The organism is Streptomyces sp. CMB-StM0423, assembly GCF_002847285.1.
Lineage (GTDB): Bacteria > Actinomycetota > Actinomycetes > Streptomycetales > Streptomycetaceae > Streptomyces.
In genome coordinates, this window is record NZ_CP025407.1 from 5,294,710 (window position 1) to 5,313,520 (window position 18,811).

The window sequence follows — 18,811 nt, forward strand, 5'->3', positions numbered from 1 at the left end:
TCCATGTCCGCACGCGGACGTCACCGTCGCCTGGGCCGGATAGCCCGGGGCAGCAGGGCCCTCATCGTCACCGCCGGCAGCGCCGGCGTCGCCATTCCGCTCATCGCCGGCGGCCACGCCCAGGCCGCCTCCGTCGACACCTGGGACCGCGTGGCCCAGTGCGAGAGCGGCGGCGACTGGAGCATCAGCACCGGCAACGGCTTCTACGGCGGCCTGCAGTTCGTGCAGAGCACCTGGGAGGGCTACGGCGGCACGCAGTACGCGCCGCGCGCCGACCAGGCCACCAAGGAGCAGCAGATCGAGATCGCCGAGAAGGTCCTCGCCTCGCAGGGCCCCGGCGCCTGGCCGGTCTGCTCGGTGCAGGCCGGGCTCACCCAGGGCGGCCCCGCCCCGGACCTCTCCACCGGCGGTGGCGAGAAGAGCGAGCCCGAGGCGCAGACCGAGTCCGAGCCCGCTCAGCAGGCCGCCAAGGACGAGGCCCCGAAGCAGTTGAAGGCGCCGGAGAAGAAGTACCAGAAGGCCGGCGACTACACCGTCGTCTCCGGTGACACCCTGTGGGACATTGCTCGCAAGCACGGCATCGCGGGCGGCTGGCAGACGATCTACGAGGGCAACAAGGACGTCATCGGCGACGACCCGGACCTGATCTTCCCCGGTCAGATGTACGAGTTCGACGGCGGCGAAGAGGTCACCCTCGAAGAGCCGAAGACCACGTCGGCCGAGCCGTCCTCCGCGCAGCAGGAGGAGCCGGCGGCCGAGGAGGAGCCGGCGGCCGAGGCCGCTCCTGCGGGCGGGTTCTCCGCCCCGATCGACGCCGGTCTCTCCACCGCGTACCGGGCCGCCGGCGGCTCGTGGCCCAGCGGTTACCACACCGGTGTCGACTTCTCCGCCGGCACCGGCACCCCGGTCAAGGCCGTCACCTCCGGCACCGTCGTCAAGGCCGGCAACGGCGCCGACGGCGGCGCGTACGGCATCGCCGTCGTGATCAAGCACGACGACGGCCGCTACAGCCAGTACGCCCACCTGTCGTCCACCTCGGTGAGCGTGGGCCAGAGCGTGGGCGCCGGCGACCAGATCGGTCTGTCCGGCTCCACCGGCAACTCCACCGGGCCGCACCTGCACTTCGAGGTGCGCACCAGCCCGGACTACGGTTCGGACGTCGACCCGGTCGCGTACCTGCGCGACAACGGCGTCTCCATCTGAGGGTCCCCCGCACGGCGCAGCCCCCCGTTTCCGGCGGAACGGGGGGTTCGCCGCGTCCGGCTTCGGCGTCCGGGCGGCGGCCGGCGTGGGTTACGCCGCCGGGCGGCCCATCGCGCGGAACGTCCAGCCCGCGGCGCGCCACGGCACCGGGTCGAGCGTGTTCCGGCCGTCGATCAGATGCGGCCGGGAGACGGCCTTCGCGAGCTGCCCGGCGTCGAGGGCGCGGAACTCCGGCCACTCGGTGAGGTGCAGCACGAGGTCGGCGCCGCGCAGCGCATCCTCCGCCGACTCGGCGTAGCGCAGGGTGGGGAAGACGCGGCGGGCGTTGTCCATGCCCTTCGGGTCGTAGACGGTGACCTGGCCGCCCTGGAGGTGGATCTGCCCGGCGACGTTGAGCGCGGGGGAATCGCGCACGTCGTCGGAGTCGGGCTTGAACGCGGCGCCCAGGACGCCGATCCGGCGGCCCAGGAAGGTCCCGCCGCAGGCTTCGCGGGCGAGTTCGACCATGTGGGCACGGCGGCGCATGTTGATCGAGTCGACCTCGCGCAGGAACGTCAGCGCCTGGTCGACGCCCAGTTCACCGGCGCGGGCCATGAACGCCCGGATGTCCTTGGGCAGGCAGCCCCCACCGAAGCCGATCCCGGCGCGCAGGAACTTCTTCCCGATCCGGTCGTCGTAGCCGATCGCCTCGGCCAGCTTGACCACGTCGCCGCCGGCGGCCTCGCAGATCTCGGCCATGGCGTTGATGAACGAGATCTTCGTGGCGAGGAAGGCGTTGGCGGAGGTCTTCACCAGCTCGGCGGTCGGGTAGTCGGCGACCACGAACGGCGTACCGGAGTCCAGCGGCGCGGCGTACACCTCGCGCAGCACCTTCTCGGCGCGGTCGCTCGCGACGCCGACGACGATACGGTCGGGACGCAGGGTGTCCTCGACGGCGAAGCCCTCGCGCAGGAACTCCGGGTTCCAGGCCAGCTCTGCCTGCTCGCCCGCCGGCGCCAGCTCGGCCAGCCGGCGTGCCAGCCGGGCCGCGGAGCCCACCGGCACCGTCGACTTCCCGACCACCAGGCACGGGCGGTCGAGCCGGGGCGCCAGGGTGTCGATCGCGGCGTCGACGTAGCTCATGTCGCAGCCGTACTCACCCTGCTTCTGCGGCGTGTTGACACACACGAAGTGCACGTCGCCGAAGGCCGCCGCCTCCCCGTACGAGGTGGTGAAGCGCAGCCGGCCGGACGAGCCCCCGACGCCGGAGACGTGCTTGCGCAGCAGGTCTTCCAGGCCCGGCTCGTAGATCGGCACCCTGCCCGTGGACAGCAGCTCGACCTTTTCCTCGACCACGTCCAGGCCGAGCACGTCGAAACCCAGCTCGGCCATCGCGGCGGCGTGCGTGGCCCCGAGGTAACCGGTGCCGATCACGGTGATCTTCAAGGTCATGGTCCCGAGCATAACGGCGGGCTCCGACACGTCCGCCTGGGCAACCATGGGCCCGGGTGCGGAGTCTGACTCATGAACGTGCACCTGAAGGAGTGGGGATCGTGGCGAGGCAGCATCTGGACGGCGGGGGCAGCGGAACCGACGAGCCCGGTACGCCGCGCGCCCGCGAGCCGGAGGCGCCGTACGCCGGGGACACGTCGACGGCGGCGCACGCGGCGTACGTGGACGCGGCGTTCGCGCCGGGCGCGCAGGGAACACCGGGCGCGCAGGGCACAGCCGCGGACGGCGGGCCCAAGGGACCCGACGGCCTGGACCCGCACGCCGGCCCGGCAACCGTTCCTGCGACCGGCCCCGGCGACCCGGACGGCCCCGACGACCCCGCCGGCGCCCCCTCGCACGCCGCGCCCCGCCGCCGCATGCGCCGCGGCCGCAAGGTGCTCCTCGGCGCCGTGATCATGCTCTTCGCCGGCATGCTCATGCTCGCCGGCGGCCTCTGGTGGGCGTACGAGCACTACACGGGGCGCGTCGACCGCATCCCGAACGCCTTCCCGACGAACGTCCCGGAGAAGCACCAGCCGGCGCCGTCCAAGGGCGGCGAAACGTACCTTCTCGTCGGCGTCGACGCCCGCTCCGACCTCCCGCTCACCGGCGACGGCGCCGGCGAGCACACCTGGAAGCCGGGCGCGCAGCGCAGCGACACGATGATGCTCGTCCACCTCCCCGAGGGCCGCGACGGCGGCTACGTCGTCTCCCTGCCCCGCGACTCCTGGGTGAACATCCCCGGCCGGGGCGACGCCAAGCTCAACGCGGCCTTCTCCTACGGCGGCCCCCCGCTGCTCATCGACACCGTGCAGCGCATGACGAAGGTCAAGATCGACCACCTCGCGGTGATCGACTGGAGCGGCTTCAAGCGGCTCACCGACGCCGTGGGCGGCGTGGACATCACCATCGACGAGACCACCCCGCGCCGCAACGGCGGCGGCGAGTGGACCGCCGGCACCCATCACATGGACGGCAGGACCGCCCTCGACTACGTACGCGAACGCCACGGCCTGCCCCGCGGCGACCTCGACCGCACCCAGCGGCAGCAGAACTTCCTGCGCGCCGTCATCACCGAGACGATGTCCTCGGACAACTTCTCCAACCCGCTCAAGGTCAAGCGCCTGCTGGACGCGGTGACCGCCACCGTCAGCGTCGACGACCGGTTCTCGAACGGCGCGATGCGCGACCTGATGTGGGACATGAAGGGGGTGCGCTCCAGCGACCTGGTGTTCATGAACGCGCCGGTCGCGGGCCTCGACATGATCGAGGGCCAGTCGGTGGTGCTGCTGGACGACAAGGCGGGCGACCCCCTGTGGGAGGCCATGCGGAACGACACCATGGCGCAGTACGTCGAGAAGTACCCGACCGACCGCCTGGGCGGCACGGCACCCTGAGCCGGGCCGCGCCCCTGTCGCCAACGTCACGTAGGTCCGCCCGCCGCGCACGGCATACCATCGGAACTACTTAACGGTAATTAGCATGCGCGGGAATGGGAGAGAGCCTTGGCAGGAGCGCCCGAATTCGACCTGTACCGCCCGGCCGAGGAGCACGACATGCTCCGCGACGCCGTACGCTCGCTCGCCGAGGCGAAGATCGAGCCCTTCGCGGCCGAGGTGGACGAGGAGGCGCGCTTCCCGCAGGAGGCCCTGGACGCGCTCGTCACCAACGACCTGCACGCCGTCCACGTCCCCGAGGCGTACGGCGGCGCGGGCGCGGACGCGCTGGCGACGGTCATCGTCATCGAGGAGATCGCCCGCGTCTGCGCCTCGTCCTCCCTCATCCCGGCCGTCAACAAGCTGGGCTCGCTGCCCCTGATGCTCTCCGCCTCGGAGGAGCTGAAGGCGAAGTACCTGACGCCGCTGGCGCGCGGCGAGGCGATGTTCTCGTACTGCCTCTCCGAGCCCGAGGCCGGCTCCGACGCGGCCGGCATGAAGACCCGCGCCGTACGGGACGGCGACTCCTACGTCCTCAACGGCGTCAAGCGGTGGATCACCAACGCGGGCATCTCCGAGTACTACACGGTGATGGCCGTCACCGACCCGGAGAAGCGCTCCAAGGGCATCTCGGCCTTCGTGGTCGAGAAGTCCGACGAGGGCGTCTCCTTCGGCGCCCCGGAGAGGAAGCTCGGCATCAAGGGCTCGCCCACCCGCGAGGTCTACCTCGACAACGTCCGCATCCCCGCGGACCGCATGATCGGCGCCGAGGGCACGGGCTTCGCCACCGCGATGAAGACCCTCGACCACACCCGCATCACCATCGCCGCACAGGCCCTCGGCATCGCCCAGGGCGCCCTGGACTACGCCAAGGGTTACGTCCGCGAACGCAAACAGTTCGGCAAGCCGGTCGCGGACTTCCAGGGCGTCCAGTTCATGCTCGCCGACATGGCCATGAAGATCGAGGCCGCCCGCCAGTTGACCTACGCCGCCGCCGCCAAGTCCGAACGCGGCGACGCGGACCTCACCTTCCAGGGCGCCGCGGCCAAGTGCTTCGCCTCCGACACGGCGATGGAGGCGACGACGGACGCGGTCCAGCTCCTCGGCGGCTACGGCTACACGCGCGACTACCCGGTGGAGCGCATGATGCGCGACGCCAAGATCACCCAGATCTACGAGGGCACCAACCAGGTCCAGCGCATCGTCATGGCCCGCAACCTGCCCTGATACGGGGCGCCGCCGGACCCCGCCGCGCGGCGGGGTCAGAGGCGGGCTATGTCCGGGATGGCGGCCTTCGGTTTGCGGCGCGGGGGCATGCGGCCCAGGAGGCAGATGTAGCGCGTGGCGCGATGGCGCTGGCCCGCGGCCTCGTACGGGGCGAGCAGTTCGAGCATGCGCTCGTCGTCCGCGTTGCGTTCGCGAACCAGGGTGTAGCCCACGATGCGGGGCAGGTGCAGGTCGCCGACCGTGACCGCGTCGGCGGCGCCGATGACGCGCTGAAGGGTTTCCGCCGCCGTCCAGGGGCCGATGCCCGGGATGGCGGTGAGGCGGCGGGTGGCGGCTTCGAGGTCCATGTCCGCCGCCGCCTGGAGGGCACGGGCGCGGCGGACGGCTCGTACGATCGTCGCCGCGCGCTTGCCGTCGACGCCCGCGCGGTGCCACTCCCAGGACGGGATCATCGCCCAGCCGCGCGCGTCCGGCATCACCCGCATCCGCAGCTCCGTCCCCGCAGGACCCGGGGCCTCGGTGCCGTAGCGGTACAGCAGCAGGCGCCAGGAGCGGTACGCCTCGTCCGTGGTGACCTTCTGCTCCAGCACCGACGGGATCAGCGACTCCAGCACCACGCCGGTGCGGATAAGGCGCAGCCCCGGATGGCGGCGGCGGGCCTCGTGGACGACGCGGTGGCGCGGCGTGAACGGCTCCGGGTCGTCCTCCGCGCCCAGCAGCGCCGGGAGGCCCTCCAGCAGCCACTCCGCGCCCGGGCCCCACGCCTCGGCGGCTACCGCCCCGCCCGCCGGGGCGACGCGCAGCGTGCCGGGGCCCGCGGGGGTGTGGCTCGCCCGCCAGACCGCACCGTCCGCGACGCGGAACGCCGGATCGCCCGGCCCCCGCCGCAGCACGCCCAGGGTGCGCCACAGGTCGTACGGGCCCGGGGGTGCCCAGGTCCGGGTGCGGGCGCGGTGGTCGGGGGCGGCGGACACGTCGCACGACTCTAGCCGCCGCCACCGACAGCCCCGGCGGCGGCCGGTGCCGGGAGTTGCCCGCGCCGCGGCGCCTCGCCCGCACGGCCCGCGGCCGCGCCTCCGGCGACCGGCGCGCGCCCCTTCTCAGCGGCGGCCCTGGTACGACGCCGAACTCGCCCTCGCCGCGCCCAGCCTGTCGTACAGCCGCACCCCCGGGCAGTCCGTCGCGAAGCCGTCCCGGTGCCCCGAGATGACGTTCAGCCTGACCCGCGTCCCGCTGGTGTACTTGCCGCCGCCCGACACCTTCGTCTGCTTGCTCTCCGGGTTCTTGCCGAACAGGCCGAGCTTCCACGCCGTCAGCCGCGACACCGCGTTGACCGCGGCCTGCGACGGCGCCGCCGAGTCGTAGCTGCCGAGGACGGCGATGCCCACGCTGTTGTGGTTGAAGCCGTACGTGTGCGCCCCCAGGACCGCGCGCGTGACGCCGCCCGCCCGGCCCTCGTAGACGCGGCCGCACTTGTCGACAAGGAAGTTGTAGCCGAGGTCGGCCCAGTTCAGGCTCTGGGTGTGGTAGCGGTATATGCCGCGGATCAGGCCGGGTGCCTCGGCGCAGCGGTAGTTGTTGCCCGTCGCCGAGTGGTGGAGGAAGGCGATGTTCACGGTCTTCGTGTAGCGGTACCCCTTCGCCCGCTTGCTCTCGTCCGCGCCCCAGCCCGTGCGCGTGACGATCTTCGGCCGCGGGCCGACGAACGGCCGGGCGGCGGCGGGCAGGGCGGGGTTGAGGCGGACGGCATCCCCTTCCGACGCGGCCTTGGTCTGCGCGGCGATCCGGTCCGCGGCGGCGGTGCCGGCCGCCCGCGCCCTGTCCGTTCCCGCCCCCGCGCCGCCCGGGTCGATCAACTCGGCGGTCAGCCCCCGCGGCAGCCGCGCCGCGCCGGCCGCGTCCGCCGACCGCGACCGCGCGGGTACGACGCGGATCTCGACCCCCGCCGAGTCACCCACCCACAGCGGCGCCGTGCCCCCGCGCCGGGCCGCCGGGCCGCCACGGGACTCGCCACCGGCCGCGGCACGGGACTCCGCACCCGACTCCGCACCCGACTCCGCGCCGGGCCCCGGGCCGGGTGCGTCCGCGGCGTGCGCGTCCAGGTCCTGCCAGCCGGACCACCGGCCCGTCTCCGCCGACCTGGCCCGTACCCGCACGCGCCCGGCCAGCTCCGCCTCCGGGTCCTCCCAGACGACGCCGACCATCGTGAACGGCCCGGTGTCCGGCTTCGACAGGCCCAACGTGCCCGCCCCGGGCCCGCGCGAGGACGAGCCGAGCGGCGCGAGCGGCAGTGACTGCGTACGGCCGCCGGGCTGCTCCGTCCGCGCGGCCCGCTCCGCCCGGGGGACCACGCCCGCCGAAGCGGGCGGCGCCGCGAGCGGCGTCAGCGGGGCGAGCAGCGCGGCGGCGGATATCGCGACGACCGAAGAAGAAAATGCATACATATGACGCATCCTTTCCACACCCCCCACCGCTGTCCATTTGCCCCTGCCGGACGGAGTAACGCGACGGCGTAACCTGACGGCGATGAACCCCACCGCCGCCACCCCCGCCGCCCTGCTCGACGCCGCCCTCGCCACCGACCCGGCCCGCCCCCTGGTCACGTACTACGACGACACCACCGGTGAGCGCGTCGAACTGTCCGTCGCCACCCTCGCCAACTGGGTGGCCAAGACCGCGAACCTCCTCCAGGGCGACCTCGCCGCCGAGCCCGGCGACCGGCTCGCGCTGCTCCTGCCCGCCCACTGGCAGACCGCCGTCTGGCTGCTGGCCTGTGCCGCGACCGGCGTCACCGCGGTGCCCGCCGACCCCGACCCGGCCGCCGCCGACCTCGTCGTCAGCGGTCCCGACGCGCTGGAGCAGGCCCGCGCCTGCACCGGCGAGCGGGTCGCCCTCAGCCTGCGCCCGCTCGGCGCCCGCTTCCCGCAGACCCCGGAGGGCTTCCTCGACTACGCCGTGGAGGTGCCGGGACAGGGCGACCGCTTCCAGCCGTACGCCCCCGCCGACCCGGACGCGCCGGCGCTCGAAGCGCCCGGCGCCCGGTTCACCGCCGCCGAGCTGGTCGCCCGCGCCCGGGCGGACGCGGAGTCGCGCGCGCTCGCGCCGGGCTCCCGCACCCTCTCGACACTCGGGTACGACACGTGGGAAGGGCTCTCCGCGGGCCTCTACGCCCCCCTGGCCGCCGGCGCGGGGGTCGTGCTCTGCCCGCACCTGGACCGGCTCACCCCCGAGCAGCAGGAGAAGCGCAGGGCCGACGAGCGAGTCTCGTAACGCCGTCCCGTGCCACCCTCCCCGAGCGACGCGCGCGGGCGAAGTTATCGGGCGTAGCGCCGCATTCGTGATGCGATGTACCGAATGCGGCGGGCCGTACGACCCCCGGGGGTGCCCGGCCGTCTGCACACGTGGACAACGGCCGAATGAGTGTGAGGGATGGGCGCAGACGAGACCGGCCCGCGGGAGGGCGCATCCCCGTACCGGGAAGACCCCCGGCCGCCCCGCCGCCCCCGCAGCCGCCGCCGCGTCCTCGCCCGCCGCGTCGGCCTCGGCCTGGCCCTCTTCGTCCTCGCCCTCTCCGGCGTCGGCTGGTACTTCTACCAGCGCTTCGACAGCAACATCACCGTCGACTCCGCCACCGCCCGCGAGCTGAAGCGCCACGAGGAGGACCGCCCCCCGCCCGCCGCCAGCGGGGCCACCAACATCCTCGTCATCGGCTCCGACTCCCGCGCGGGCAGCGAGCGGTACGGCCACGACACCGGCGTCGAACGCTCCGACACCGCCGTGCTCCTGCACCTCGCCGGCGACCGCGACAGCGTCACCGCCGTGAGCATCCCGCGCGACCTCATGGTCCGGATCCCCGACTGCCGCCGCCCCGGCGGCGGGACGAGCGGCAAGCAGGTCAACCAGTTCAACTTCAGCTTCGCCTCCGGCGGCGCCGCGTGCACGATCCGCGTGGTGGAGAAGCTCATCGGCGTGCGCGTCGACCACCACGTCATCGCGGACTTCCAGGGCTTCAAGGAAGTCGTGGACGCCGTGGACGGCGTCGAGGTATGTCTGCCGGCGGCGGTGCATGACAAATCGGCCAAGCTTCGGCTGCCCAGGGGCCGCCAGGTGCTCGACGGAGAGCACGCGCTCGGCTACGTACGGGCACGCAAGTCCCTCGACGGCGGCAGCGACACCCAGCGCATGTCGCGGCAGCAGGAGTTCATGGCCTCGCTCGTCAACAAGGTGCAGAGCAACGGCGTGCTCTTCAACCCGATGCGCCTGGCCCCGCTGCTGGACGCGGTGACCTCCGCGCTCACCGCCAACGAGGAGTTGTCGTCGCTCACCGAGTTGTACGACCTCGTGCGCGTCGTCCGTGACGTGCCGAAAGAGCGCGTGCACTTCATGACCGTGCCACGCCGCCCGTACCGCCTGGACTCCAACCGCGACGAACTGGCGCAGCCGGCGGCGCGAGAATTGTTCGCCGCACTGCGAACCGACAGCGTGGTGCGCTTCGTCTCCGAGGGCAGGAAAGCCAAGCAGAAACCGGACTCCGGCGCGCCGTCCGTCTTCAAGGGGACAACCCCTGTGGATGACATCTGCCGATAGAGCGGATCAACGCGCACAAGGGGGGCACGGTGTATGGAGGGGATGCGCGGGATGTCCTGTTACGAGTGCGTGGAATTTGTCACGGGCGTCGCCAGTCGCCGAAAGAGGCGGCTAGTGTGAGCCGACCGGCCGCCTGACAGGCGGTCGTCGAGCGTATGGCAGGAAGACCGGCGCCGGCAGGGGGAGGCGCTGACCGAGCGATGTGAGGAACCCAAGCGACCGTGGATGGGCGAGGCCGTGGACACGCCGGCGAGGTCGACCCCGCCGATCAGTGGGTGTTCAATCCCGAGACTGGCAGCTACGAGCTGCGTCTCGACCCGCAGATCCCGGGCAGACAGGGACCCCAGCCCCACGGCCAACACGCACCGGGTCCGCACGGTCACGCCCCGCACGGGTACGGCGGTCCGCCCCAGCAGCCACAGCAGTACATTCCGCAGCAGAACGGGCAGCCCCCGCACGGCCAGGCCCCGGGCCCGCCGCATGCGCAACCGCCGCACGCGCAGCCGCACCCGGGCCCGCCCCAGCCGGGCCAGCCGCAGCCCGGCGGCCTGCACCCGGGCCAGGCACCTCCCCAGCCCGGCGGCAGGCACCAGTCCCATGCCTCTCCCGCGGAAGCCCCCGAGAGCCTCCAGGAGCCCCGGCTGCCGTCCCAGCGCCGCCGCGGCGCGGCGGGCGGCGCGGGCGGCTCCGGTGCGGGCCCGGGGCCGGACGCGGACGGGCCGCGCAGCCGCCGCCGGCCGAAGCCCCGCAAGAGCAAGAAGAAGAAGGCGCTGATCTGGGTCGCCGGCGGTCTCGCGGTCGTGCTCTTCGCGGTCGGGACCGCCGCGTTCCTCATCTACCGCAAGCTCAACGGGAACATAGACAAGGTCGAGGTCGCCGGCGAGGATCACGCGGCGGTCATCGACGGCCCCGTCAACATCCTCGTGATGGGCACGGACAAGCGCACCGGCAAGGGCAACGACGGCTACGGCGACATGAACAGCCCCGGCCACGCGGACACCACCCTGCTGTTCCACGTCTCCGAGGACCGCACCAACGCCACCGCGATGAGCATCCCGCGGGACATGATCACCGACATCCCGGACTGCAAGACCAAGCAGGAGGACGGGAGCTGGAAGACCATCCCGGGGACGTACGAGACCAAGTTCAACGAGAGCCTCGGCCAGTTCGGCCGCGACCCGGGCTGCACCTGGAAGACCGTCGAGCAACTGACCGGGCTCGACGTCAACCACTTCATCCTCGCGGACTTCAACGCCGTCAAGGACCTGTCCAGCGCGGTCGGCGGCGTCGAGGTGTGCCTCGCGGAGGACATCGACGACCCCAAGTCGAAGCTCAACCTCCCCGCCGGCCGGCACACGATCGAGGGCGAGGAGGCGCTGGCCTTCGTCCGCACCCGCTACTCGGTCGGGTTCGGCAGCGACCTGAGCCGGATCGAGCTCCAGCAGCAGTTCCTCAGCTCGCTCATCCGCAAGATGAAGTCCGGCGGCTCGCTGAGCAATCCGAAGAAGATGTACGACCTGGCCGATGCCGCCACCAAGGCGCTCACCGTCGACTCCGGCATCGGCAGCGCGAAGAAGCTCATGGACCTGGCCAACGACCTCAAGAAGGTCCCCCAGGACGAAATTACTTTCGCGACTTTGCCTGTCCTGGACAACCCTGAGGACGACGCAACGGTCCTCATGGATGAGGCCAAGGCGAAGCCGCTCTTCAAGCTGCTGGCCGCGGACAAGCCGTTCGACGGGGCGAAGAAGGGCAAGAAGGGCAAGCCGGTGAAGAAGTCGGAGCCCGGGGAGGTGAGGGTCGACGTCGTCAACGGCGGCGGGGAGTCCGGCATGGCGTCGGCCACCGCCGGGTGGCTTCTCGACGAGGGCGCGGGCTACGCCGCCGAGGCCGGCAACACCCCGGATCTCCAGCCGGAGACCCGGCTTGAGTACGGTCCTGACCAGGCCGAACAGGCCGCTCGGCTCGCCGACATGATGGGGCTGCCGAAGTCGGCCATGAAGAAGACGGGGGAGAACGCGGGGGCCGAGGGAACCATGACGCTCACGCTCGGCGAGGACTTCGCCGCGCCGGGCACCCCGGTCGAGGCGCCGGACAAGGCGCCGGACGGGGTGCAGAACGTCAAGGCCGGAGACAAGAACGTCTGTGCGAAGTGAGGCGTACGTGCGGACTGGACACCGCACGTCCGCGATCGACCAGGAGGCCCCATGCGCCGCAGCAACGTCCGCGGTAGCGGAGCAGACGGTCGCCCCGACAGAGCCGGCGAGCTCGGCTGGGACGACAGTCTGTACGAAGACGCGGGCGCGCCGGGCATGCCGCGGCAGCGTGGCTACGCGCGTCACACCGGCGACCACGGCCCGCACCACGGCGACGGCCACGAAGCACCGGACCCCGACGGCCGCCCCCGGAGCCACGCGGACGGCCCCGGCGACGGCGGACCGCCGCCGCCCCGGCGCCGCGGGATGCGCATCGCCCGCTGGTTCTTCGGCATCGTCGCCTTCCTCATACTCGGCACCGCGGCCGCGGGCTATCTCTACTACCGCGATCTGAACAACAACCTGGAGAAGGACCGCCTCAACCTCGGCAAGAACAAGCTCGACGAGAAGCAGCCCAACGCGGACGGCCAGACCCCGCTGGACATTCTGCTCCTGGGGTCCGACAGCCGGAACTCCGACGAGAACGTCCGCCTCGGCGGCTCCCGCGCCGACCGCGGCCGCAAGCCGCTCGCCGACGTGCAGATGCTGCTCCACGTCTCCGCGGACCGCAGCAACATGTCCGTCGTCTCCGTCCCGCGCGACACCCGGGTGACGATCCCCGAGTGCACCGACCCCGACGACGGCACGGTCTACCCGGAGACCACCACCGAGACGATCAACACCAGCCTCCAGCACGGCGGTCCCGGCTGCACCGTCGCCGCCTGGGAGGCCATGACCGGCGTCTCCATCGACCACTTCATGATGATCGACTTCGCCGGCGTGGTGAGCATGGCCGACGCGGTGGGCGGCGTCCCCGTCTGCGTACGGGACAACGTCTACGACGAGGACTCCGGGCTGCGCCTCGAAGAGGGCGAGACGACCATCAAGGGCGAGCAGGCGCTGCAGTGGCTGCGTACCCGGCACGGCTTCGAGGACGGCAGCGACATCGGGCGTACGCACGCGCAGCACCAGTACATGAACTCGATGGCCCGCCAGCTCAAGGAGGGCGCCAAGCTCTCCGACCCCGGCAAGCTGCGCCGCCTCGCCGAGGCGGCGACCAACGCGCTCACCGTCGACGACGGCCTGGGCGACCTGAAGAAGCTCTACGACCTCGGGAACGACATCAAGCGGGTGCCGCCCGAGCGCATCACCATGACCACCATGCCGTGGGTGCCGGACCCGCAGAACACCGCGCACGTCGTACCCAACGAGGAGGACGCGCCGCAGATCTGGTCCATGATCCGCAACGACGTCGCCTTCGACGGCAAGGACAAGCCCAAGAAGAAGAAGCCGGACGACCTCGTCGCCCAGGCCGAGCCGAAGGCGGACATCCCCGTCCTCGTCCAGAACGGCACGGGCACCACGATGTACGCCCCGGTCACCGGGCGGGCCGGCGACATCGCCGAGGCGCTCGCGGGAGACGGCTTCACCCAGGCCGCCACCGACGCCACGCCCAAGTCGCAGGCGGACACCACCATCTCGTACGCGACCGAGGAGCAGCACGCGAACGCCCTGGCGGTGGCCAAGTCGATCGGGCTGCCCGACCGGGCGGTGAAGGAGTCCAGCGGCGTCGACGGGGTGACGCTGGTGGTCGGCGCCGACTGGCGGGAGGGCGACGCCTACCCGCCGGACGCGGGCGGCGACGCCGACGGCGGCGGCGAGGAGGCGGGGCCGGAGAAGGCGCCGGAGAGCTCCAACCCGCTGGCGGGCGGCAACAAGAAGGCGTGCATGGACGTCAATCCGTCCTACACCTGGTGACGCCGCGGCCCCGCTCGCGCGTGCGGGCGGGGCCGTGCGGACGTCTGTGGGGAAGGCGGCCGGAGGTCAGCCCGCCGTGACCGCGGGGCGGCGGCTGGCGATCACCTTCTGCGCCAGCGACCGCGGGCTGGTGAGGAACCCCCAGCCCCAGGTCATGTGCATCGTGGCCAGCGCCACCGGGATCTGCAGGCGCGCGCGTACCGGAAGACCGCGCCCCGCGGGCACCGAGCCGGCCGCGATCCCCACCGCGTACGCGAGCGGAATCGCCAGCCCCAGCGGCGTCAGCGGGGTGACCAGCACACCCGCGACGATCCCGGCGAGGGCGGCGGGCGGCGCGAGATAGCGCGGGTTGATCGAGCCCTTGTGGTACCGGGCGACGACCCGGCGCCAGCGGCCGTAGTCCTTGTACTGCTTGGCCAGTGCCCGCAGGTTCGGCCGCGGCCGGTACGACACCTTCAGCTCCGGCGAGAACCAGACCGCCCCGCCTGCCGAGCGGATCCGGAAGTTCAGCTCCCAGTCCTGCGCGCGGATGAACTCCTCGTTGTACCCGCCCTGCTGCTCCAGCGCCTCCCGGCGGAAGACGCCCAGGTACACGGTGTCGGCGGGACCCGCCTCGCCGCCGGTGTGGAATGCGGCGTTGCCCACCCCGATGCGCGCGGTCATCGCCGCGGCGACGGCCTGCTCCCAGCTCGTCTCGCCCTCGGCGTGCATGATGCCGCCGACGTTCTGGGCGCCGGTCTCGGCCAGCAGCCGGACGGCGGCGGAGATGTAGCCGGGGGAGAGCATGCCGTGGCCGTCGACGCGGACGACGACGGGGTGCGAGGAGGCCGCGATGGCGGCGTTGAGCCCGGCGGGCGTACGGCCCGTGGGGTTCGGCACCGTCTGCACCCTGGTCCGGGCGCCGTCGGCGGTCTCGCTGACCAGCTCGGCGGCGATGGCGTCGGTGCCGTCCGTGGACGGGCCGAGGGCGACGACGACCTCAAGATCGCCCTCGTAGTCCTGCTCCAGGATGTGCCGCACCGCCTCACGGAGGTGCCGTTCCTCGTTGAGCACCGGCATGATCACGGAGACCGCGGGGGGAGTCGCAAAGTCGTTCATGGCGCCGCTCAGGTTACCGCGAACGGGGGATCGGGGCGTGCCCGCAGGGTGGCGTTAAGCGTACGGACGGCGTGTGCGGGGCAGGACGGCGCCTACGTCCCTACCGTGGTCGGGTCCGTGCACGTGCCACCGCCCTGCCGCGCAGGCACAGACGCGCGCGTGCCCGCAGGTGCACGCGGCAGCCGACGCCCGCACCCGAGCCCCGCGGAGGTCCCCACACCGTGCCAGCCCCGTCCGTGAAGCGCCCGCGCTGGGTTCTGCGGATCGCCACCGCACTCTCTCTCCTGCTGCTGGCCACCGGCGGGGCCGGGTACTTCATGCTCAGCTCCATCGGCTCCGGCATCCACCGGGTCGACGCCTTCGGCGGCATCTCCGACCGCCCCCGGGAGGGCCACGGGCTCAACTTCCTCGTCGCCGGCGTCGACCGGCGCGACAGTGTGAGCGAGGAGGAGCGGCGCAAGTACCGCCTCGGCGGGGAGCCGTGCAACTGTACGGACGCGCTGATGCTCGTCCACCTGTCGAAGGACCGCGAGCGCGCCAGCGTGGTCAGCATCCCCCGCGACAGCTACGTCGAGCTGCCGCCGCACACCAACCGCGCCCTCGGCGAGCGGCGCACCGCGCACGCCGCGAAGGTCAACGCCGCGTACACGCACGGCGGCCCGCCGCTGACCGTACGGGCCGTGGAGAAGCTGTCCGGGGTGCACATCGACCACTACGTGGAGATCGACTTCGCGGCGTTCATGAAGACGGTCGACGTGGTCGGGGGCGTGCAGGTGTGCACGCAGCGCCCGCTGCGCGACAAGTACTCCGGTCTCGACCTGCCCGCCGGCACCAGCAGCCTCGACGGCGGCGAGGCTCTGGCGTACGTACGCGCCCGGCATCTCGACGGCGCGTCCGACATGGGCCGGATGAAGCGCCAGCAGCGCTTCCTGGCCGCCGTGATCGACAAGCTCACCGGCACCAGCGGCCTGATGAACCCGCTGCGCTTCCGCGAGGTCGGCTCGACGCTCCTGGGCTCGGTGCGTACGGACGCGGCGCTGGACACCGGCGCCGTGTTCTCGCTGGGCAAGGCGCTGCACGGGTTCTCGCCCGGATCGTCGGAGTTCGCGACGGTGCCGGTGGCGGACATGGACTACGAGGTGCCGGGGCTCGGCGCGACGGTCAGGTGGGACGAGGAGCGGGCCCGGCGGCTCTTCGACAGGCTGCGCGAGGACAGGCCGCTCAAGGCCCGCGGGGGCCCGGACGGCCGGAAGGGGCAGGGCAAGGGGAACGGGCAGGGCAAGGCGACGCCGGTGGAGGTGCCGCCGGAACGGGTCCGGGTGCAGGTGGCGAACGGCACGCGGGAGGACGGCCTCGGCGGCCGGGTGGACCGCACGCTGGCCCGCACCGGGTTCGACACCACCGGGGTGCCCACGACGGCGGCGCGGACGGACCGCACGGTCATCAGGTACGACCCGGAGTGGGACCGCTCCGTACGCTCCCTGGCCGCCGCCCTCCCGCACGCGAAGCTGGTCCCGGACCGCGGCCACGGTGCGCTCATGACGGTCACGCTGGGCGACGACCACGAGAAGGTGCACCGGGTACGGCCCGCGGACCCGATCCTGGACGGCGCGGACGTCTGGTCGGCGGTCACGGGCGACGAAGTCCTCTGTACGTGACGCCGCTGTACATGACGCCCGCGGGGACGGCGGCGCGGCGGGCGGTCGCCTGCGCGCCCGGCGTCGGCAGCAGCGGCCCGGCGTACGGCGTCGTCCCGGGCGTGCGCGGTCGCTGACCCGGAGTGGCGTACGCCCCAGGACGCGCGCCAAGCCCCCGGCGTGCTTCGAGCCGCCCCGCCCGGCACAGGCCGGCGTCGCGGCGGCCCGCCCGGCCGGCAGTGGGCCGGCGTACCCCAACCGATCGCCGTCAGGCGGGTTCGCTGCGGGCGCGGAGGTTCTTGATCGCGCGCCGGCGGGCCAGCCGGTGGGTGCGCCGGATCTGCGCCTCCTGGCAGCGCCGCTCGTCGCGGTCCGTCTCCGGTGCGACCGCCGGCACCGGGCGCGGGCGGCCCTGGTCGTCGACCGCGGCGAAGACCAGGTACGCGCTCGCGACCTGCTTCGCCGGCGTCGACTCGTTCCACCGCTCCGCCATCACCCGCACCCCGACCTCCATCGAGGTCCGCCCGGTCCAGTTGACCTGCGCCAGGACGTGCACCAGATCACCGATGCGCACCGGCTCCAGGAACACCATCTCGTCCATGGACGCCGTCACCGCGGGCCCGCCGGAGTGCCGCCCCGCGACCGCCCCCGCCACGTCGTCGACCAGCTTCATGATCACGCCGCCGTGCACGGTGCCCAGCAGGTTCGCGTCGTTCGCCGTCATGATGGACGACAACGTGGTGCGGGAGGCCGAGGTGGGCTTCGCCTCACCCGCCGCCGGCCGTGCCTGATCGTTCATGTGTGTCACTGTATGCGGCGCGCCTCTTTGCATCAGAACCGCTACAAGCCCGGTCCGATTCGGAACCCCCCTTCAGGTCGGCCGGGCGGGCAGGGCACACTTCCCGCATGAGTGACTGGCCCGAGGGATGGACTGCAGACAGGGACCGGTACGGGCGCGGCAGCCGCTCGTCCGATCCTGAGCCGCACCGCGTCATGCCCGTCGTGGGCGGCGGCGGGGTGCCACCGCAGCGATCCCGGGGCTACGACGACGGCCACGGTGCGCACGACGACGGTTACAACGAGGGACAGGTCTATCGCAGCGGCGGCGGCGACTCCTCCGGCCCGTACGGCGACGACGGCGGCAGCCGCCAGGCCGGCGGCTACGGCAAGCCGCCGCCGAACTGGCGCAAGCGGATCAAGATCGGCGCCATCGTCGCGCTCGTCATCCTCATAGTCGTGCCGGTCGCCACGTACTTCTGGGCGGACTCCAAGCTGCGCCGCGAGGTGGACCTCAGCAAGGTCGAGGACCGCCCGGGCGGCCAGGACGGCACGAACTACCTCATCGTCGGCTCCGACAGCCGCGAGGGCATGTCCAAGGAGCGGCAGGACGAGCTGCACACCGGCTCCGTCGAGGGCAAGCGCACCGACTCGATGATGATCCTGCACACCGGTGACAACGGGAACACCATGGTCAGTCTCCCGCGCGACTGGATGGTCACCATCCCGTCCTTCACCGGCTCGGAGACCGGCAACCGCATCCCGGAGCAGACGCAGAAGATCAACGCCGCGTACGCCATCGAGGGCCCGGAACTGCTGGTCCGCACGGTCGAGTACAACACCGGCCTGAAGATCGACCACTACGCCGAGATCGGCTTCGGCGGCTTCGCCAACATCGTCGACGAACTCGGCGGCGTCGAGATGTGCTTCGACGAGGCGGTCAAGGACGAGAACTCCGGTGCCGACTTCGCGAAGGGCTGCCAGGACCTCGACGGCGCCGAGGCGCTGGCCTTCGTCCGCAACCGCTACGCGCTGCCGGGCGGCGACCTGGACCGGACGAAGAACCAGCAGAAGCTGCTGTCGAAGCTGGCCAGCGAGTCGGCGAAGTTCACGACGATCATGAACCCGTTCAAGCTCTACCCGACGATGGGCGCGGGCCTGGACTCGCTGATCGTCGACAAGGACATGAGCCTGTTCAACGTCGCCCAGATGTTCTGGGCCATGAAGGGCGTCTCGGGCGGCGACGGCAAGTCGATGAACCTGCCGGTCGTCTCCGGCGGCACCGACCCGCGGCTCGGCTCCGTGCAGAAGTGGGACGAGCCGAAGGCCAAGCAGCTCTTCGAGCAGCTCAAGAACGACGACAAGGTCACCGTCTCGGCAAACTGAGCCCTGGCGCTGGCCAACCGAGCAAATTGATCAGTCG

14 protein-coding genes are annotated in these 18,811 nt (G+C 72.3%); 9 read left to right on the forward strand and 5 right to left on the reverse strand.

Going from position 1 to position 18,811, the window contains the following annotated elements:
• The first annotated feature begins 3 nt into the window (after positions 1-3).
• On the forward strand, positions 4-1,203 hold the full coding sequence (locus CXR04_RS23160; RefSeq protein ID WP_101424217.1) for a transglycosylase family protein: 1,200 nt from the start codon (positions 4-6) through the stop codon (positions 1,201-1,203).
• A 90-nt stretch (positions 1,204-1,293) separates the two neighbouring features.
• Here CXR04_RS23160 and CXR04_RS23165 read toward each other — a convergent pair whose 3' ends face one another.
• Positions 1,294-2,634 (reverse strand): UDP-glucose dehydrogenase family protein, encoded by a 1,341-nt coding sequence (locus tag CXR04_RS23165; protein WP_101426549.1) that lies wholly within the window; start codon positions 2,632-2,634, stop codon positions 1,294-1,296.
• A gap of 101 nt (positions 2,635-2,735) precedes the next feature.
• On the opposite strand from CXR04_RS23165, the gene CXR04_RS23170 reads away from it, so the two are divergent.
• Both CXR04_RS23170 and CXR04_RS23175 read left to right on the forward strand, forming a co-directional pair.
• The gene (locus tag CXR04_RS23170) at positions 2,736-4,070 is read left to right on the forward strand and encodes an LCP family protein (protein ID WP_234380430.1); all 1,335 of its coding nucleotides are present in this window, start codon (positions 2,736-2,738) and stop codon (positions 4,068-4,070) included.
• A gap of 108 nt (positions 4,071-4,178) precedes the next feature.
• Positions 4,179-5,336: an acyl-CoA dehydrogenase family protein gene (locus CXR04_RS23175; RefSeq protein WP_101424219.1), complete on the forward strand. Its 1,158-nt coding sequence runs from the start codon at positions 4,179-4,181 to the stop codon at positions 5,334-5,336.
• A 35-nt stretch (positions 5,337-5,371) separates the two neighbouring features.
• On the opposite strand, the gene CXR04_RS23180 is transcribed toward CXR04_RS23175, so the two are convergent.
• Complete coding sequence (locus CXR04_RS23180; RefSeq protein ID WP_101424220.1) at positions 5,372-6,310, reverse strand: DNA-3-methyladenine glycosylase family protein; 939 nt, start codon at positions 6,308-6,310, stop codon at positions 5,372-5,374.
• Positions 6,311-6,436: 126 nt separating this feature from the next.
• Complete coding sequence (locus tag CXR04_RS23185) at positions 6,437-7,780, reverse strand: N-acetylmuramoyl-L-alanine amidase (RefSeq protein ID WP_101424221.1); 1,344 nt, start codon at positions 7,778-7,780, stop codon at positions 6,437-6,439.
• A gap of 82 nt (positions 7,781-7,862) precedes the next feature.
• Between CXR04_RS23185 and CXR04_RS23190 the strand changes: the two genes are divergently transcribed.
• From CXR04_RS23190 to CXR04_RS23205, 4 genes are all read left to right on the forward strand, one after another.
• Positions 7,863-8,606: a TIGR03089 family protein gene (locus CXR04_RS23190; RefSeq protein ID WP_101424222.1), complete on the forward strand. Its 744-nt coding sequence runs from the start codon at positions 7,863-7,865 to the stop codon at positions 8,604-8,606.
• Between the two features lie 159 nt (positions 8,607-8,765).
• Positions 8,766-9,923 (forward strand): LCP family protein, encoded by a 1,158-nt coding sequence (locus CXR04_RS23195; RefSeq protein ID WP_101424223.1) that lies wholly within the window; start codon positions 8,766-8,768, stop codon positions 9,921-9,923.
• A 275-nt stretch (positions 9,924-10,198) separates the two neighbouring features.
• A complete protein-coding gene (locus CXR04_RS23200; RefSeq protein ID WP_101426550.1) occupies positions 10,199-12,079 on the forward strand; it encodes an LCP family protein in 1,881 nt (626 codons plus the stop codon).
• A gap of 51 nt (positions 12,080-12,130) precedes the next feature.
• Positions 12,131-13,876, forward strand: coding sequence for an LCP family protein (locus tag CXR04_RS23205; protein WP_101424224.1), 1,746 nt, complete (start codon positions 12,131-12,133; stop codon positions 13,874-13,876).
• Between the two features lie 66 nt (positions 13,877-13,942).
• Here CXR04_RS23205 and CXR04_RS23210 read toward each other — a convergent pair whose 3' ends face one another.
• Positions 13,943-14,974, reverse strand: coding sequence for a glycosyltransferase family 2 protein (locus tag CXR04_RS23210; RefSeq protein WP_101424225.1), 1,032 nt, complete (start codon positions 14,972-14,974; stop codon positions 13,943-13,945).
• Between the two features lie 236 nt (positions 14,975-15,210).
• Here CXR04_RS23210 and CXR04_RS23215 point away from each other — a divergent pair, with 236 nt between their 5' ends.
• Positions 15,211-16,632 carry an LCP family protein gene (locus tag CXR04_RS23215; protein ID WP_101424226.1) on the forward strand — a complete coding sequence of 474 codons (1,422 nt, stop codon included), beginning with the start codon at positions 15,211-15,213 and terminating at the stop codon, positions 16,630-16,632.
• Positions 16,633-16,879: 247 nt separating this feature from the next.
• On the opposite strand, the gene CXR04_RS23220 is transcribed toward CXR04_RS23215, so the two are convergent.
• Positions 16,880-17,410 carry an acyl-CoA thioesterase gene (locus tag CXR04_RS23220; RefSeq protein WP_101424227.1) on the reverse strand — a complete coding sequence of 177 codons (531 nt, stop codon included), beginning with the start codon at positions 17,408-17,410 and terminating at the stop codon, positions 16,880-16,882.
• Positions 17,411-17,604: 194 nt separating this feature from the next.
• Here CXR04_RS23220 and CXR04_RS23225 point away from each other — a divergent pair, with 194 nt between their 5' ends.
• Positions 17,605-18,774 (forward strand): LCP family protein, encoded by a 1,170-nt coding sequence (locus CXR04_RS23225; RefSeq protein ID WP_101424228.1) that lies wholly within the window; start codon positions 17,605-17,607, stop codon positions 18,772-18,774.
• Positions 18,775-18,811 lie beyond the last annotated feature (37 nt).

Coding starts and splice junctions, on each gene's coding strand:
- CXR04_RS23160 (WP_101424217.1), top strand. CDS start 4: ATGTCCGCACGCGGACGTCACCGTCGCCTGGGCCGGATAGCCCGGGGC.
- CXR04_RS23165 (WP_101426549.1), bottom strand. CDS start 2,634: ATGACCTTGAAGATCACCGTGATCGGCACCGGTTACCTCGGGGCCACG.
- CXR04_RS23185 (WP_101424221.1), bottom strand. CDS start 7,780: ATGTATGCATTTTCTTCTTCGGTCGTCGCGATATCCGCCGCCGCGCTG.
- CXR04_RS23190 (WP_101424222.1), top strand. CDS start 7,863: ATGAACCCCACCGCCGCCACCCCCGCCGCCCTGCTCGACGCCGCCCTC.
- CXR04_RS23195 (WP_101424223.1), top strand. CDS start 8,766: ATGGGCGCAGACGAGACCGGCCCGCGGGAGGGCGCATCCCCGTACCGG.
- CXR04_RS23205 (WP_101424224.1), top strand. CDS start 12,131: ATGCGCCGCAGCAACGTCCGCGGTAGCGGAGCAGACGGTCGCCCCGAC.
- CXR04_RS23210 (WP_101424225.1), bottom strand. CDS start 14,974: ATGAACGACTTTGCGACTCCCCCCGCGGTCTCCGTGATCATGCCGGTG.
- CXR04_RS23220 (WP_101424227.1), bottom strand. CDS start 17,410: ATGAACGATCAGGCACGGCCGGCGGCGGGTGAGGCGAAGCCCACCTCG.
- CXR04_RS23225 (WP_101424228.1), top strand. CDS start 17,605: ATGCCCGTCGTGGGCGGCGGCGGGGTGCCACCGCAGCGATCCCGGGGC.